General features: G+C 41.4%; 16 protein-coding genes and 1 tRNA gene. 13 read left to right on the plus strand and 4 right to left on the minus strand.

What is annotated here, in order from left to right:
- Positions 1–10: 10 nt before the first annotated feature.
- Both H1A14_RS10920 and H1A14_RS10925 read left to right on the plus strand, forming a co-directional pair.
- Positions 11–985: a hypothetical protein gene (locus tag H1A14_RS10920; RefSeq protein ID WP_194776279.1), complete on the plus strand. Its 975-nt coding sequence runs from the start codon at positions 11–13 to the stop codon at positions 983–985.
- Between the two features lie 151 nt (positions 986–1,136).
- On the plus strand, positions 1,137–1,688 hold the full coding sequence (locus tag H1A14_RS10925) for a DUF4256 domain-containing protein (protein WP_194776280.1): 552 nt from the start codon (positions 1,137–1,139) through the stop codon (positions 1,686–1,688).
- Between the two features lie 16 nt (positions 1,689–1,704).
- On the opposite strand, the gene H1A14_RS10930 is transcribed toward H1A14_RS10925, so the two are convergent.
- Positions 1,705–1,983, minus strand: coding sequence for a hypothetical protein (locus tag H1A14_RS10930; protein WP_194776281.1), 279 nt, complete (start codon positions 1,981–1,983; stop codon positions 1,705–1,707).
- A 462-nt stretch (positions 1,984–2,445) separates the two neighbouring features.
- Entirely contained in the window at positions 2,446–2,928 is a 483-nt protein-coding gene (locus H1A14_RS10935; protein ID WP_194776282.1) for a DUF6265 family protein, read from the minus strand.
- Positions 2,929–3,434: 506 nt separating this feature from the next.
- Between H1A14_RS10935 and H1A14_RS10940 the strand changes: the two genes are divergently transcribed.
- From H1A14_RS10940 to H1A14_RS10970, 7 genes are all read left to right on the plus strand, one after another.
- A complete protein-coding gene (locus tag H1A14_RS10940) occupies positions 3,435–4,241 on the plus strand; it encodes a MotA/TolQ/ExbB proton channel family protein (RefSeq protein ID WP_194776283.1) in 807 nt (268 codons plus the stop codon).
- A gap of 58 nt (positions 4,242–4,299) precedes the next feature.
- Positions 4,300–4,629 (plus strand): hypothetical protein, encoded by a 330-nt coding sequence (locus tag H1A14_RS10945; RefSeq protein WP_194776284.1) that lies wholly within the window; start codon positions 4,300–4,302, stop codon positions 4,627–4,629.
- Complete coding sequence (locus H1A14_RS10950) at positions 4,629–5,270, plus strand: ExbD/TolR family protein (RefSeq protein ID WP_194776285.1); 642 nt, start codon at positions 4,629–4,631, stop codon at positions 5,268–5,270. Before H1A14_RS10945 ends, H1A14_RS10950 begins: the two co-directional genes overlap by 1 nt.
- A gap of 1 nt (position 5,271) precedes the next feature.
- Entirely contained in the window at positions 5,272–5,730 is a 459-nt protein-coding gene (locus H1A14_RS10955) for an ExbD/TolR family protein (RefSeq protein ID WP_194776286.1), read from the plus strand.
- A 254-nt stretch (positions 5,731–5,984) separates the two neighbouring features.
- A complete protein-coding gene (locus H1A14_RS10960; RefSeq protein ID WP_194776287.1) occupies positions 5,985–7,316 on the plus strand; it encodes an MFS transporter in 1,332 nt (443 codons plus the stop codon).
- Positions 7,309–8,811: an NAD(P)H-hydrate dehydratase gene (locus H1A14_RS10965; RefSeq protein ID WP_194776288.1), complete on the plus strand. Its 1,503-nt coding sequence runs from the start codon at positions 7,309–7,311 to the stop codon at positions 8,809–8,811. Before H1A14_RS10960 ends, H1A14_RS10965 begins: the two co-directional genes overlap by 8 nt.
- 73 nt (positions 8,812–8,884) lie before the next feature.
- The gene (locus H1A14_RS10970) at positions 8,885–10,129 is read left to right on the plus strand and encodes an MFS transporter (RefSeq protein ID WP_194776289.1); all 1,245 of its coding nucleotides are present in this window, start codon (positions 8,885–8,887) and stop codon (positions 10,127–10,129) included.
- Positions 10,130–10,162: 33 nt separating this feature from the next.
- On the opposite strand, the gene asnS is transcribed toward H1A14_RS10970, so the two are convergent.
- Positions 10,163–11,614, minus strand: a complete 1,452-nt coding sequence (gene asnS, locus H1A14_RS10975) for an asparagine--tRNA ligase (protein ID WP_194776290.1) — start codon at positions 11,612–11,614, stop codon at positions 10,163–10,165.
- Between the two features lie 191 nt (positions 11,615–11,805).
- Between asnS and rpoN the strand changes: the two genes are divergently transcribed.
- Genes rpoN through H1A14_RS10990 form a run of 3 tightly spaced genes read left to right on the plus strand, consistent with a single transcriptional unit; the run spans position 11,806 to position 14,681 of the window.
- Positions 11,806–13,263: an RNA polymerase factor sigma-54 gene (gene rpoN / locus H1A14_RS10980; RefSeq protein WP_194776291.1), complete on the plus strand. Its 1,458-nt coding sequence runs from the start codon at positions 11,806–11,808 to the stop codon at positions 13,261–13,263.
- Positions 13,263–13,883, plus strand: coding sequence for a phosphatase PAP2 family protein (locus H1A14_RS10985; protein WP_194776292.1), 621 nt, complete (start codon positions 13,263–13,265; stop codon positions 13,881–13,883). Before rpoN ends, H1A14_RS10985 begins: the two co-directional genes overlap by 1 nt.
- Positions 13,884–13,895: 12 nt before the next feature.
- Positions 13,896–14,681 (plus strand): enoyl-CoA hydratase/isomerase family protein, encoded by a 786-nt coding sequence (locus H1A14_RS10990; protein ID WP_194776293.1) that lies wholly within the window; start codon positions 13,896–13,898, stop codon positions 14,679–14,681.
- A gap of 49 nt (positions 14,682–14,730) precedes the next feature.
- On the opposite strand, the gene H1A14_RS10995 is transcribed toward H1A14_RS10990, so the two are convergent.
- Entirely contained in the window at positions 14,731–15,483 is a 753-nt protein-coding gene (locus H1A14_RS10995) for a porin family protein (RefSeq protein ID WP_194776294.1), read from the minus strand.
- A gap of 273 nt (positions 15,484–15,756) precedes the next feature.
- Between H1A14_RS10995 and H1A14_RS11000 the strand changes: the two genes are divergently transcribed.
- Positions 15,757–15,830 (plus strand) — tRNA-Arg (locus H1A14_RS11000).
- Positions 15,831–16,157 lie beyond the last annotated feature (327 nt).

Raw genomic sequence — 16,157 nt, forward strand, 5'->3', positions numbered from 1 at the left:
CCAACTATTTATGAAAACTATTTCAAAACTTATGATTGGCTTGATGTGCCTGTTTCAATTCAACAATGCCTTTGGCCAAAAAGATGGGGTAACCAATGACAGCATATTCTTTAAGGGAAACGAAAAGCTGAATTTGCTTATCACAACTAAAGATTACCACCTTTTGACAAAGGACAATCATCTTCAGACTGTTCTAATTGATTTCCAGTCCAGATTAAGAGAAATCAAAGCTAACGTTCCTGAAATTGCTTATATCATAGAATATCGATATCAAAAGCAACTTGATATACTTGAAAGCAACAATATCAAAAGTTTCAATTTATCAGAAGAAGGCGGCTTGACCGAAAATTTCCGTAACCAGGCCATAATCACCGACCCCATCATTGGATTACAGGTAACCATCGGATTTGATGAAATGGATGAATTGTTAGAAGCAGACCTTTCAAGCATTGCTTCACAAATTGTAGGTGAGTTACCGGAAAAAGACAGGTACTTGAGGTATCTGGAATATCAGCCCGACAGCCAAAGTGGTAAAGCCAAATTGACCGAAAACAGGCCTTCAGGTTACCTGGATATGTTGAGTTTGCAGGCTGGAGTAGGGGCTAATGTTTACAGAAACAAGTTTTTGACCGATATCACCGGTGAGATCGGCCTGCATCTCAACCATAAAGGAATTTTAAGAAACCAGTTTTATGTTTCCAATAATCTGATGTTTTCTTTTGACGCTGAAAATGCCGCAATCATCAACAATTTTACCAGTATAGGATACAGAAGAAACCTGTCCAATGAAAGGGACAAACCCAATTGGCTGGGCGTTGAATTCGGTACAGTGACCAAAAGAAGCGGCGACATCTTTAGACCAAATACCATGAGATTGGGCGTCAATTGGCAGGCTGGAAAACACATCACGGTGTCTCCGCAACTTTACTTCAATGGATTTTTCCAGCAGGTCAGTCCAGGGTTTAGAATCGGGATAGGGTTGTAAATAAGAATGAGATAAGCATTGCTGTCTAACATGAAAAAATAGGCCTTTCCCTCTTTGCTTGTCCAATTGATTCTTCTTAATTTTCTTTTTTGTAAAGCTATTTGGAATAACCTATTTGAAGTACTATATCAAATTCAGCTAAAGCATAAATATGGAATTGACCAAAGAACTTACGGAATCCCTGTTTAAAACCTTAAAAACCCGATTTCAGAAAAACATGCATCGGCATCAGGGGATTGAATGGGATCAAGTAGAAAAGAAGCTGTTGGCCAATCCCAAAAAACTTTGGTCACTGAATGAAATGGACATGACAGAAGGGGAGCCTGATGTAGTAGTCATGGAGGAGCAAAAAGGCGATTTTATATTTGTTGATTGTTCAGCAGAAAGCCCAAAAGCTCGGCGCAGCATCTGTTATGATCATGAAGCCTTGGAATCCCGTAAAACCTACAAACCCCACCATAGTGCCGTGGGTATGGCCGGAGAAATGGGTATCGAAATATTGGATGAAGAACAGTACAGGAAATTACAGGAATTCGGAAAGTTTGATTCCAAAACTTCAAGTTGGATCAAAACACCATCTGATATCAGAAAACTTGGTGGAGCCATCTTTGGGGACTGGAGATTCGGCCGTGTCTTCATTTATCACAATGGGGCTGAATCTTACTATGGAGTGAGAGGATTTAGGGGAATTTTAAGGGTATGAAAAAATGATTTGAAGCTTAACTTCCCGCAAAGAGGGTACCTAAAATCCCCACAGCAAGCTCGGCCCAAATGACCAGGAAAATCCCTAAAACCAAAACGATTAAAGCAAATCGATGTATTTTTTTGGTAACTCTGGTCCCCACTAGATTGATCATCAAACCAGTAGCGAACAATAATACACCCATGATTACAAAATCTATAAAGGTCCAGTTTACTTCGTTAGTAAATTGCATGGCAATCAATGGAATGGCCAAAAGGAATACCACCGCCAAAGAGATGATTGATAGTCTTTTCATATTGTTGCTGATTTTGTTTGAAACTTGGTTTAGGACGAATAGAGTAAATGTTTAAAGGCAATTGGCATTTAGATTTTTTGAAGATCAACGATTGGATTGCTTAATTTTTAATTCTTAAAGTACTTTGAATTACAAAGTAATATTAAAATCCAATAATTTGCAATAGACTAGTGAAATAAATTGCAGGGAAAGATTAAAGTGAAAGAAGGAAAGGTTTATTTATTTATTGGTGATCCGCTTCTTTGCCACTAACCCAATATTCTTCTTCAAACTGGTTGGAAGTCCGAAGTTGGAAGTCACCTGTATTTGGGCAGGCCGCCTGTTGTCGGACAGGCCCGCCTTTCGTCGGGCAGGCCCGCCTGTCGTCGGACAGGGATGCACACGGAGATTTCAGTTTGGTGGCGAGAATTTCATTGAATTACCGTTTTGATGGCACCATTGCTTTCCTACATGGGGTCCTATTTAGTCGTTCACCCTGCTCATTGGAAATGCAATTTTTCTTTCGTCCCCATTCCTTAATCCGGAAATCTCGGCGACCAAGGAATCATTATGAATCATCCTGTAAGCAATCACCTGCGGAAAATCATGGGATAAGTTTTCAAAAACCATGGCTGAATCTGTCAGATTTTTCATTTCAAATCGGACTGGTTGTCCGTTGTTTTGGTCCACAACGATGGGAATATACAACAGCTTATCGGCCTCCTCCACCAACTTAATGGATTCCAAAACCACTGTATCTCCATTATTGATGTAAAAACTTTTCCCTGACATTTCCATCTCATTGACCCATTTCCACGTTTCGAAGAGACTGCCGCGGGAAGTTTTGTTTTCCCAAGTTCCCAACAGCCATTGGGTTTTATGGATGTATTTGTTGGAAATAGAAAGCCATCCACTTATCAAGCAAGCGATTAAGAATAAACCTACGGGATAGCCAATTTTTTTCATGGTTTTTTAATAAATGGACAATTCATTGAAAATTTCAACCTCATTGTTTTACCACTATTCATTAAGTTACCTGTTTTTTCTTGTTTATTGCATTATAAATATATCATTATTTTTTTGTAAGTGATTGGTTGAAAATCGCTTAGGTATTTTCCATGGAGATTATTCAAAGATCCAGGACTCTGAAAAATAAATTGTATTTGAAGCAATCAGGCAAACACACCAAACCAAAATGAACGAAAGATATCTGTTCATTTAGTGTAAAATACCTATAACAAATAAAGTACGGCCAATCCAGTATATCCCCATTCATCTAAAATTATGGGCCATTTAATTGAAAACCCATTACATTTAGAAAAGTAAGGGTTTGTAAGGCTTCATTTTGACATTTCTTAAAAAATTATAATAAGTTACTTTGCAATTTGAATTGAAAAAATGATAACTTTAAAATTCATTATTAAAAAAGAAACCGTTTAACCTTTAATTTAAAGTCCATTAAAATCTAAACTATGAAAAAGTTAATCACTTATTTCATGCTTTCTGGAATTCTACTTTCTCCGATGATCACGAAAGCTCAAGATGAATCAGATGTATCTGAAGACACTGTTGAAGCGGTGGCGCCAGCACCCGCCCCAGCCCCAACCCCAGTTATGGTAGATGATGATATCGTAGAAGAGGAAAAAGGCTTCCACCAAGTCATCAAGGAGAAATTTATAGAAGGTGATCCCACCTACATGACTCCAGTATTGATTTGTTTGATCTTAGGTCTTGCTGTGGCCCTGGAAAGGATCATCACCCTTAATCTTTCCACCACCAACACCAAAAAATTATTGGCCAGAGTTGAAGATGCTTTGGACCAAGGAGGCATTGAAGCTGCCAAAGACGTAACCAAAAGCACTAAAGGTCCTGTTGCATCTATCTTCACCCAAGGTTTGATGCGCTACTCCGAAGGCATAGACATGGTAGAAAAATCCATCATTGCTTATGGTTCTGTAGAAATGGGTAGACTAGAGAAAGGCCTCGTTTGGATTTCTTTATTTATTTCCCTTGCACCTATGCTAGGTTTCATGGGTACAGTAATTGGTATGATCGGAGCATTTGACTCCATTGAGGCTGCCGGTGATATTTCCCCATCCCTAGTGGCTGGTGGTATCAAAATCGCCCTTTTGACCACAGTGGCTGGTTTGATAGTTGCGATCATCCTACAATTATTCTATAACTATTGCGTTGCTAAAATAGATTCTTTGGTTAATGACATGGAGGACGCTTCCATCTCATTGGTTGATTTGCTTGTGAAGCACAAACTAACTAAATAAAATTTAGTTAGTTCTTGTTTTGTCCAAAAGAAATTATTAACTTAAGAATTAATTAGATATGGATTCTATAGATATTTTCCTATACGCAGCAGACCTTTTGATTATTGTGGGTGTGATTTTGGCAGTCGTTATGCCATTGATCAAATCCTTGGATAATCCAAAAAGCCTGTTAAAAACAGCAGCGGGAATAGTCGGTATCTTGGTTTTGTTTTTCATTGCTTACTCTATTTCTGGCAGTGAGGTACTACCCAAATATGCGGCAGATCCCTTTAATTTGACACCGGGTACTTCCAAGTTGGTTGGAGGTACGCTAATTACCGTATATTTCCTTTTTATTCTGGCGATAGGCGGTATTGTATTTACAGAAATCAACAAATTAACTAAATAATGGCAGGTAAGAGAAGCAGAATGGTTCAGGAGGTAAATGCAGGGTCCATGGCGGATATCGCCTTCCTGTTGCTTATCTTCTTCCTTGTGACGACAACCATTGCTTCGGACAAGGGTATACTTAATATCCTTCCCCCAAAGCAAGATCCCAATCAGCCCCCACCGGAAGTTGAACTGAACGAAAGGAATATTTTTAATATTCTGATCAATGCCAACGACCAGTTGCTGATTGAGGGTGAATTCAGAGACAATACAGAAGGTTTATCAGCAGATATCAAGAAGTTTATCTTGAACTTCGGTAGGCCCGATGAAGATGCCATGTCGCTGTTCAACAGCCTTCCGGCCTCATTGAGGTCTCAGGCCGAGGCAGACCCAAACTCTTCTGATTATCCTGGAGCTGGCGGTGCAGTAGTATCTATTAAAACCAACAGAGGTACCAGCTATGAGCGTTACCTGGAGGTTTTGGATTTGGTCAAAAAAGCCTATTTTGACATTTATGCCGAAAGGGTTGGCATTACCACAGATCAATACCGGGCTCTTTCAAGCCGGGATGCTGCTGAAAAGGAATTGATGGATAGAGGAAAAGAAGGTATTCCTATGGCAATCTCTATCGCGGAACCAGATAAAATTGGATCAGAGTAATATGGCAAAGTTCAAGAAAAAAACCAATACCAAGGAGAATATCCCCACATCGGCATTGCCTGATATCATCTTCATGTTGCTGTTTTTCTTTATGGTGACCACCGTATTGAGAGATCAGGAGCTTTTGGTGGAACAAAAACTACCACAGGCCACCCAGCTTCAAAAGATGGAAAAGAAATCATTGATCAAGTACCTTTTTGTAGGTAAGCCAAAAAATACGGCCCTATACGGTACAGAACCTAGAATTCAGGCCAATGATGTTTTGATCAATACTTCAGATATCCTTCTTTGGGTTAGCCAAGAGAAAGATAAACTGTCTGAGGTGGAAAGGGATCAAATTACCGTATCCATGAAAGCTGACCGAGAGGTGAAAATGGGCCCTATTTCGGATATTCAGTTCGAACTCAGAGAAGCGGATGCCAGAAAGCTGATGTATGCGTCGGTGGGTAGAGTGGAGTAAAGAGAATCAATAAATCATGATAGAATATAAAGAGCTGCCTGGTGCAGCTTTTTTTTTTGGATTAAAATTTTCCAGCTGTCCGGTGATATGGGAGTCATCGGGTATACCAAACGGCAACCAATAAGAATTTTTAAGTTGCTTTTCAGTGTGCTAAACTGGAAGAAGTATCCCCAGGCCAAATAATGAACAGGTTCCCATCATCCTGAGGTTGAAAATAAAAACTTCTTAAAATAAATTTATTTTTATATTTAAAGATGATTTCTCTAAAGTTGGGAAGCAAGAAGAAGGTGCAGACTGCTTGGGCCATGTATGATTGGGCCAATTCGGTGTATAGCCTGGTCATCACCTCTACCATTTTCCCTGTTTACTTCAATTCCGTAACCAAATCTGTCACTGAGAATGATGTGGTGTCTTTCTTCGGTTTTCAGATTGTCAATACGGTTTTGTATTCTTATTCCATATCCTTTTCTTTTTTGGTGGTGGCACTGATATCCCCCTTGCTTTCAGGGATGGCTGATTCCGGTGGCAAGAAGCTCCTTTTTATGAAACTTTTTGCCTACTTGGGATCATTGGCCTGCATTGGCCTGTTCTTTTTTGATGGCAGTAACCTGGAATATGGTATCATGTGTAGCATTTTGGCAAGTATAGGGTATGCCGGAAGTATTGTGTTTTACAATGCCTTTCTGCCGGAAATAGCAGATGAAAGCGAATACGATTTCTTAAGTGCCCGTGGCTTTGCCCTAGGATACATAGGCAGTGTCATTTTGTTGGTGGCCAATTTGCTTATGATTGAGTTTCCCGGGTATTTCGGATTGTCTGATGGCAGTCAGGCTGCCCGTTGGTCTTTTCTAATAACGGGAATTTGGTGGGCAGCTTTTTCTCAAATTCCTTTCAAATATCTTCCTGACAATCCTTACAAGAAAAAAGTATCCAAATCCCTGTTGTTGAAAGGATACAAGGAAATCCGGAGTGTCTTCAGAGAAGTCCGTTCCCAAAAAGTGATGAACCGCTTTTTGGCGGCTTTTCTTTTTTACAGTATGGGGGTGCAAACCGTCATGTATTTGGCTGCCACCTTTGGAGATAAGGAGTTAGGCCTTCCTGGTGACAAGCTGATTCTGACCATTTTGATCATTCAATTGGTGGCGATAATAGGCAGTTACTTATTTGCCTACATCTCCAAAGTCCATGGCAATCGGTTATCCCTTTTGATCATGGTGTTCATATGGATTGTGATCTGTGTAGGTGCTTACTTTGTTTACCATGAATACCAGTTTTACGCCTTGGCTTTCGTGGTGGGAATGGTCATGGGTGGTATTCAGTCCCAGTCTAGATCCACCTATTCCAAATTGATTCCAACCGAAACCACTGACCACGCCTCATACTTCAGTTTTTATGATGTAACAGAAAAAATTGCCATAGTTATCGGCACTTTCTCCTATGGCCTTATCGAACAAATTACCGGAAACATGCGCAATAGTTCTTTGTTCTTGGGCTTGTTCTTTGTGGTTGGGATTGGGTTTTTGATCTTGGTGAAAATCCCTAAACCCCAAGTTGAATTGGCCAAAGTCCCCTTAGCACATGATTAATGTAATAAAAGGATCTGCCGTAAAAGAACTGGATGCCAAACATATCCTGAAACATGAAATTTCTTCCTGGGATTTGATGGAAAAGGCAGCACAGGCTTTTGTGCATTGGTATGTGGGGCTATTTGATCCTTCCCTTTCCACGGCGATTTTCTGTGGGACCGGGAATAATGGGGGAGATGGCTTGGCCATAGGTAGGATTTTGCATAGACAGGGATATAGGGTGTTAATTTGTCTTGTAGGAGACCCGACACAAGGATCAAGCGACTTTAAATCCAACCTGAAAAGATTACCGGCTGACTTGTCCGTATTGGAATTTAAACCTGGTGATAAACTTGCTCATTTACAGAGTGAGGTGTTGATCGATGCCTTGTTTGGAGTGGGACTTAACAGGCCATTAGAAGGTAAATACAAGGAGTTGGTGGAGGCATTGAATCAAGCTTCCGGAAAACGGATAGCCATTGACCTTCCCTCTGGACTTCCTTCAGATGGTGTGGGTTTCGGAACTGCAGTCAAGGCTGATTATACCTTGACGTTCCAGTTTCCCAAGTTGGCCTTACTAATCCCTGAAAATGCCCCTTTTTCAGGAAAAGTAGTGGTACAAGACATAGGAATAGATCCTATTTTGATGGAGGAGTTTTCCTCAGGAAGGTATTTTTTAGAGGAAAAAGACGTGCCTTCTTTGCACAGGGAATTTTCCAGATTCAGCCACAAAGGAGATTTTGGTAAGGTATTGTTGGTCGGGGGAAGTCAGGGTAAAATTGGAGCCGTTTATTTGGCTGGAAAAGCGGCTTTAAAAACCGGAAGTGGTTTAGTGAGTGCCTTGGTGCCTGTTTGCGGACTGAATGTTCTACAGAGTAGTTGTCCAGAAATGATGGTCATTTGTAGCCAAGGAAAAGCAGCACTTAAGGGAGATATACCCATCCGCATCCAAGAATTCGATGCGGTTGGGATTGGCCCTGGTATGGGCCTAAGTGAAAGTTCTTCAAACTTTTTAAAAAAAATACTCCTTTCTGGAGTCAAGCATCTGGTGATAGATGCCGATGGTCTTAATCATTTGGCACATAAGCCAAGTTTATTGGAACTCCTGCCACCTCACGCGGTACTCACGCCACACCTCAAAGAATTTGATCGACTGGTAGGAAAATGTAAAGACCACATCGAGAGGCTGGCTAAGGCAAAAAACTTTGCGGCTAAGTACGATTGTTATCTAGTGCTGAAAGGGGCCAATACGGTCATTACCTCTCCTGCTGGAAAGCAATGGTTCAATAGCACTGGGACCCATTACATGGCTACCGCAGGGGCTGGAGATGTGCTTACAGGCATGCTGACTTCTTTTTTGGGGCAGGGCTATGGAGCGGAAAAGGCAGCGCTCTGCGGGGTTTATCACCACGGATTGGCTGGAGAACTCGCCGGTGAACAAAATAGACGGGGGACCATGGCTACTGATATCCTTGATCGCATTCCGCAGACCTTCACTCAATTAAACATCCTGTAATATTCTGATTTTTTGGAAGTTTAAAAGAACTTAATCCTTTGGACAAGGGTTTACTTTTCAATGTTTTAAACTCATGAATAAGGAAAAACTTTTACTCTGGACTTTAGCTGCGATCAATTTTACCCATATTGTCGACTTCATGATCCTTATGCCGTTGGGGCCTCAATTGATGAGGATGTTTGAGATCAGCCCCAGAGAATTTGGTATGTTGGTTTCTTCCTACACCTTTGCAGCAGGGTTCAGTAGTTTTTTGGGTGCTTTTGTATTGGATAAGTACGACCGGCGCACCATCATGTTGTGGGTCTTTTTTGGTTTTTTCCTGGGTACAGTGGCTTGTGCATTATCTCCAAATTACCTGATACTGTTGATAGCAAGGATCATTTCTGGTCTATTTGGAGGGCTGACCTCTGCCTTGATTCTGTCCATCATCGGAGATGTGATTCCGGATAAGCGAAGAGGAAGGGCGATGGGATTGGTGATGGCTGCTTTTTCAGTAGCTTCAGTATTTGGGGTGCCCTTCAGTTTATTTATTGCCAGCCTTACCAATTGGCATTTTCCATTTCTGTTCTTGGCCGGACTTTCCCTGATAATCCTTTGGATGATATACAAATTTATCCCTTCCATCACAGCACATATTGAAAAGCAGCAGATCAAGCCCAGTCCTGTGCAGGTAGTAAAAAGAGTAACAGGAAATCCCAATCAGATGCGGGCCATATCTTTGACCATTATGATGATGCTGGGCCAGTTTATGATCATTCCATTTATCAGTCCATACATGGTTTCGAATGTAGGCTTCTCCGAATTGGAATTGACCTACATCTATATGGCTGGAGGCCTGTTCACCATATTTACCTCTCCATGGGTTGGAAAATTGACCGACAAATACGGTAAGATAAAGATTTTTACCATATTTATGGCTTTCAACATCATTCCAATTGCGATCATTACCAATTTGGGCCAAACTCCCATACCCTATGTTTTGCTGATTTCCACAATGTTTTTTGTGACTTCCAATGGGAGGATGGTTCCTGCTGCGGCACTGATCACTGGAACAGCAAAAGTGGAAAATCGCGGCAGTTTCTTGAGTTTCAATTCGGCCGTTCAGCAGCTTGCTGCTGGTTTGGCCTCTTTCGTGGCAGGCCTGATTCTGGCAGAAGGGATCAGCGGAGAATTGGTCAACTATGAAGTGGTTGGCTATATCGCAGTGGTTCTGAGTCTACTTTGTATTCCTCTGGCAAGGAGAATCAAAGTGGTAGATACTGGAGATCCTGATGTCATTTTGGATCCCGCAAAGAAAGTTTTGGTCAATAAAACATAAAAAAGCCGGATGTTGATGTCCGGCCTTTGGTATCTAAAATTCTGCGTTTCCAGGGGTTCTGGGGAAGGCAATCACATCTCTGATATTACCCATTCCGGTAACAAATTGCACCATTCTTTCAAAACCCAAACCAAAACCGGCATGGGGTGTAGTGCCAAATCTTCGCGTCTCCAAATACCACCACATCTCCTCTTTGGGGATTCCCATCTCATCCATACGCTCGGTCAATTTATCCAAGCGTTCCTCTCTTTGAGAACCACCTACGATTTCACCAATACCAGGAAACAAGATATCCATTGCGGCGACAGTTTTTCCGTCATCATTTTGGCGCATGTAGAAAGACTTAATTTCTTTGGGGTAATCGGAGAGGATCACTGGCTTTTTGAAGTGTTTTTCTACCAGGTATCTTTCATGTTCCGATTGCAAGTCCGATCCCCAACCTTCGATGAGGAAACTGAATTTCTTTTTCTTGTTTGGGTTGGAGTTTTTGAGGATGTCTATGGCTTCAGTGTACGTTAACCGCACAAATTGATTTTCTACCACCATCTTTAGGCGATCAATCAGGCCCAATTCACTGCGCTGATCCGCTTTCTTTTGTTGTTCCTCCTCAGCTGCCCTTTGATCCAAAAAGGCAAGATCATCCTGGCAATGGTCTAAAGCATATGAAATGACGTATTTAAGAAAATCCTCAGCCAAATCTTGGTTATCTTCCGCATCATAAAAGGCCATCTCAGGCTCAATCATCCAAAATTCTGCCAAGTGCCTGGTGGTATTGGAGTTTTCTGCCCTAAATGTAGGTCCAAATGTATAAATATCGGATAGCGCTAACGCGGCCAGTTCTCCTTCCAGCTGTCCGGAGACGGTAAGATTGGTTTCCCTTTCAAAAAAATCCTGTTTGAAATCAATTTTCCCATCTAATGTCAGCGGAGGATTTTTCAGATCCAATGTGGTCACCTTAAAGGTTTCTCCTGCTCCTTCAGCATCAGAAGCCGTGATGATAGGGGTGTGGATGTAGAAAAAACCCTTGTCATTGAAATATTTGTGTACCGCAAAAGCCAAGGCATGCCTTACCCGGAAGATTGCCGCAAAAGTATTGGTCCTCATTCTTAGGTGGGCATTTTCCCTTAAGAATTCCATAGAATGTTTTTTGGGTTGCAACGGGAATTTTTCGGGGTCAGCTTCTCCCAGAACAGTGATAGATGCCGCTGCCAATTCAGCACTTTGACCGGCACCTTGGGAGGCCACCACCGTACCTTTTGCTTTAATACAAGCTCCCGTGCTTATTTTTCTAAGGACATCTTCATTGATCAGGCTTGGATCTGCTACGATTTGGTAATTTTTGATGGTAGACCCGTCGTTCAAGGCAATAAAAGAAATGTGCTTATTGCTTCTCTTGGTCCTTACCCAACCCATTAGGGTTACCTGTTCTCCCAGCTTTCCCTCCTCTATCAGTTGTTTGATTTTTATTCTACGGTTGAATGCCATTTTTCAGTTTGCTTAGCCGGTTAAGATGATCTCTTTTCTTGTTCGTTTTGAACGGGAATGCAAAAAACGATATAATAAGCTTTTTATCAAAATTTTGATCTAATTTCCTAAATTTGAAAAACCATCTTGGAATAAGTGAAGATGGCCAATCAGTCTAGCACAATAAAAAAGCTTAAAATATAGCATACCATATGCAGAAACTTCATTTAAATCAGGTTCTTAGCCAGAAACTCTCGCCACAGCAGATTCAGTTCATCAAGCTACTGCAGGTGCCTACTGCTGAGTTGGAAACCCGGATAGAAGAGGAATTGGAGATTAACCCAGCCCTTGAGGAAGGTAAAGAGGAGGAGCCTAACCAGAATGAGGAAGATCTGGCTTCCAACTATGAAGAAGAAAGCAATAGCAAAGATGACTCTGATCTCAATCTGGATGATTACTTGAATGAGGATTACGGAGGTTACAAAATGCAGGGGGATGGTAATTATTCCCCCGATGACGAAGACAGAGAAATGCCTGTATCCAGTAACCAATCTTTGCATGAGCAACTCTTAAGCCAACTCGGGTTTCTTAAGCTTGACGACAGACAAAGAATAATCGGTACCCAATTGATCGGCAGCATTGAAAGCGATGGCTACATCAGGAGAGATTTGGAGTCAATTGTGAATGATTTGGCTTTTAGCCAGAACATGGAAACCGACATTGATGAGGTAGAAGAAGTCTTAAGAAAGATTCAAAACTTTGATCCCGCTGGTATTGCTGCTAGAAACTTGCAGGAATGCCTGATCATACAACTCGAAAGAAAGGAACATCCAGAAGATCCTACTGTCCAACATGCCCTCGATGTGGTCAGCAATTGTTTCGATGAATTCACCAAAAAACACTATGACAAGATCCTCAAAAAGTGCAACATTGAGGAAGATGAACTGAAGGACATCATCCACATGGTGACCCGTCTCAACCCAAAGCCGGGGGGAACCTCAGATGGCCTGATGAGAACACAATACATCATTCCGGATTTTACGCTTAGCAATGTAAATGGGAAATTTGAAATCTCCCTGAATTCAAAAAATGCACCTGAACTTAGGGTCAGCCGTTCTTATTCAGACATGTTTGATGCCTATGACAAGAGTGACAAAAAGGACAAAAAGCTCAAGGATACGGTGAGTTTTGTCAAACAAAAACTGGATGCAGCCAAGTGGTTTATTGATGCAATTAAGCAAAGGCAACAAACTCTGCTCAAGACCATGCATGCGATTTTGAACTATCAGCTTGAATTTTTTGAAGATGGGGATGAAACCAAGTTGAAGCCCATGATCTTAAAAGACATTGCTGAAAAAATAGACATGGACATTTCTACTGTTTCCAGGGTGGCCAACAGCAAATCCATACAGACTGAATTTGGGGTTTTTCCTTTAAAATACTTTTTTTCAGAAGGGATCGCTACAGATACAGGGGAGGATGTCAGTAACAAAGAGGTGAAAAGTGTGTTACAACAAATGGTGGATGATGAAAATAAAAGGAAACCACTTTCGGATGATAAACTAGTGAAGTTATTGAACCAAAAGGGATACAATATTGCCAGAAGGACAGTGGCCAAATACCGGGAACAACTACAAATACCCGTGGCAAGATTAAGAAAAGAACTGTAGTGAATAGAAAGATAGCCCTTTTTCTTTCTGTGGTTTTTCAACCTTTGTTGGTTCCGACTTTGGTATTCTGCGTGCTTTTCTTTGTAATTCCTGAGTCAACAAGTATTCCAAAGAATGCCAAATGGTCCATGATTCTGCTTATTGCGGTAACCACCTTGCTGATTCCTATGTTAAGCATCATTGGCATGAAAATGACTGCTACGATTCGCAGTTACCATATGGAAACCATTCAGGAACGGATTTTACCCTTTTCCATGGTGTCTATTTTTTACCTCATTACCACTTATTTCTTTCAAGCCAGGTTAAATGTAGACAGGTTGTTGGTTTTTACACTCTGGGTGATGACGGTTTGTATTATCCTTTTGACTCTGATTACTTTTTTCTGGAAAATATCGGCTCATTTGACTGGACTTTCAGGTTTGCTGGCCTTTATTCTGGTCCTGAGCATAAAATACAATACTGAAATTCTGCTATATCCTTTGGTGGGGGCCATCCTGCTTTGTGGGGCATTGGGTACGGCTAGGTTGTACCTTAATGCGCACCGCCCTTTAGAAATTTTAGGAGGGTTTGTGCTCGGTTTCTCTGTATGTTTTACTTCTTATTATTATTTTCTCCTTTAAACCCAAACACGGATGAATTTTGAGACAATCATATATACCAAAAACACCTCTTGGGCTAAAGTAAGCCTAAATAGGCCTGAAGTTTACAATGCGTTGAACAAGACCCTGCTTGAAGAGTTATTGGCGGCCTTCAGGGAGGTGGAAAATGATGAAAACATCCGCTGTGTGGTTTTGACCGGTGAAGGAAAGGCCTTCAGCAGCGGCCAGGATTTAAAGGCTGTTGGTGGCGATATCAAAAACGTACCTTTTGATGATATCATCAGAAACCAATACAACCCGTTGATCACACAGATGAGGACCATGAAGAAAGTCATCATCTGCCAACTAAACGGTGTGGCAGCAGGGGCCGGATGCTCCCTTGCTTTGGCTTCAGATATCATTGTAGCGTCGCATGAAGCCTACCTAGCTGAAATATTTATTAACATTGCCTTGATTATGGATGCGGGATCTACCTATTTTCTGCCCCGCGCACTAGGAGCTTACAAAGCTTTTGAAATAGCCACCACCGGAAGGAAAATTTATGGGGAAGAAGCGGAGAGGCTTGGCTTGGCCAATAAATCGGTTCCTGCATCCGATTTGGAAAATGCTGTGATGGAGTTCGTCCATTATTACCAAAATGCCCCTTCCAAAGCGGTAGGGCTCATCAAGGAAATGTTGAACCGTTCCGGTGGAATGGTCTTGGCTGAGGTCTTGGAAATGGAGGCCTTGTACCAGAAAGAAGCGGGAAGTTCAAGTGATTTTGCAGAAGGAGTAATGGCCTTCCTACAGAAAAGGAAACCTGATTTCAAAGGGAAATAAAAAAGAGGGCCAATCGGCCCTCTTTTTTATTTTAAAGTACCTTAATCTGTTAGAACAAAGCTACTGAGACACCGAAATTGATTTGATTGGCCTCTGTGTTAAATGGACCTCTGTTGGATTGGAATACCTTATTGAGTCCATAATACATCCAAGCGTTGAATCCTGGAAAACCGATTCTTGTATATACTCCATACCTGATTGGTGTAAGGCCATAACCTTGTTTGTCTTTTATTTTCCTCTCCAGGCCTGCCTCATTGGTGTAGCCGATTTTGCTATGTGCATCATACAGAAAACCTACCTTACCACCTAGTGCAACCCTTACCCCTTTATCATAGTCTCTTTTGTTGACATGATATCTGACTTCGATGGGTATGTCGAAGTAATTGGCGGCAAAAGTATTGGCACCTATCTCTATGTCTTCTCCAAATACCTCAGTTATGGGGAGTAGCTGACTGCTGTTTGTTCCCACAGCAGGGTTGTTGAAGAGGTTGCTGTCATCTCCAAAGGCATATTTTTCCAAGCCAAAACCGAAACCCGGATTAAGTGTAAATCCAGAGCCCTCTTTAAGGTTGATAGGGAAGTGATAGTAAAGGTTGATTATTCTGGAACCTATAAATCTGGTACTTAAGTCTTCTGGCCGATTATTGAGGGTGTTGAAACCGAAATCCAAAAATAAATCTCCTTTGATGTTTGGCCTGCCGCCGATAGGGGTTCTCGCTCTTTCTTTGCTTACTTCTTCTTCTTGGGCCAGTAGCTGCATAGACATCATGCAGGAAATTAGGATAAGGGTGATTTTTTTCATGTACATCATACTTTTATACCTGCGCCTCTCAAAAGGGTTGGGTTTTGCGAAAAGCTTTGCTCGTTATCGGTTTGATTTATTGACAATTAAGGGATTTGAACCAAATCTGCTTTATTTTCAACGGGCTAAATTAGGAAAACTTACTTGATTCCTAGAGCATTTTATCTTAATTATTCTTAATGGGAGGGATAGTGGATCCATCTGAAAATAAAAAAACCAAAGTTATGCTTTTTGTAAATCATGAAAATATAGCTACATTTGCATTCCTAAAATGGCCTCGTAGCTCAACTGAATAGAGCACTTGATTACGGCTCAAGAGGTTTCAGGTTTGAATCCTGACGAGGTCACTTCTGCATTTATGGTTCAATCAATCCTTGCTCAACTGAATTGAGCATTCCCGGCAACGGTCGGGGAGATTGCGGCGCCTGTGCCGCATTTCGCGGCATTGGAATCCTGACAAAATTACCGTCGGTTTTAATATTGGGAACATTGTAAGTGTGGCTTCTTTCAAAAATAAATAAGCTGTAAATCAATCGTTAAGCTTATTTATCCATGTTTTTTTATAATTACCCTTTGCAAGTCGGCAAAAAGTGTTGACCTTTGCAGACCCAAAAGAGGGGGTCGAAGGGGTTCCGGGATTTGTCCCGAAACTTTTCCTGAGAAATTGTTTTGCT

The organism is Pararhodonellum marinum (genome assembly GCF_015354735.1).
Lineage (GTDB): Bacteria > Bacteroidota > Bacteroidia > Cytophagales > Cyclobacteriaceae > Pararhodonellum > Pararhodonellum marinum.

Coding starts and splice junctions, on each gene's coding strand:
- H1A14_RS10940 (WP_194776283.1), top strand. CDS start 3,435: ATGAAAAAGTTAATCACTTATTTCATGCTTTCTGGAATTCTACTTTCT.
- H1A14_RS10950 (WP_194776285.1), top strand. CDS start 4,629: ATGGCAGGTAAGAGAAGCAGAATGGTTCAGGAGGTAAATGCAGGGTCC.
- H1A14_RS10995 (WP_194776294.1), bottom strand. CDS start 15,483: ATGAAAAAAATCACCCTTATCCTAATTTCCTGCATGATGTCTATGCAG.
- H1A14_RS10930 (WP_194776281.1), bottom strand. CDS start 1,983: ATGAAAAGACTATCAATCATCTCTTTGGCGGTGGTATTCCTTTTGGCC.
- H1A14_RS10925 (WP_194776280.1), top strand. CDS start 1,137: ATGGAATTGACCAAAGAACTTACGGAATCCCTGTTTAAAACCTTAAAA.
- H1A14_RS10945 (WP_194776284.1), top strand. CDS start 4,300: ATGGATTCTATAGATATTTTCCTATACGCAGCAGACCTTTTGATTATT.
- asnS (WP_194776290.1), bottom strand. CDS start 11,614: ATGGCATTCAACCGTAGAATAAAAATCAAACAACTGATAGAGGAGGGA.
- H1A14_RS10960 (WP_194776287.1), top strand. CDS start 5,985: ATGATTTCTCTAAAGTTGGGAAGCAAGAAGAAGGTGCAGACTGCTTGG.
- H1A14_RS10965 (WP_194776288.1), top strand. CDS start 7,309: ATGATTAATGTAATAAAAGGATCTGCCGTAAAAGAACTGGATGCCAAA.
- H1A14_RS10955 (WP_194776286.1), top strand. CDS start 5,272: ATGGCAAAGTTCAAGAAAAAAACCAATACCAAGGAGAATATCCCCACA.
- H1A14_RS10920 (WP_194776279.1), top strand. CDS start 11: ATGAAAACTATTTCAAAACTTATGATTGGCTTGATGTGCCTGTTTCAA.
- H1A14_RS10970 (WP_194776289.1), top strand. CDS start 8,885: ATGAATAAGGAAAAACTTTTACTCTGGACTTTAGCTGCGATCAATTTT.
- H1A14_RS10935 (WP_194776282.1), bottom strand. CDS start 2,928: ATGAAAAAAATTGGCTATCCCGTAGGTTTATTCTTAATCGCTTGCTTG.
- H1A14_RS10990 (WP_194776293.1), top strand. CDS start 13,896: ATGAATTTTGAGACAATCATATATACCAAAAACACCTCTTGGGCTAAA.
- rpoN (WP_194776291.1), top strand. CDS start 11,806: ATGCAGAAACTTCATTTAAATCAGGTTCTTAGCCAGAAACTCTCGCCA.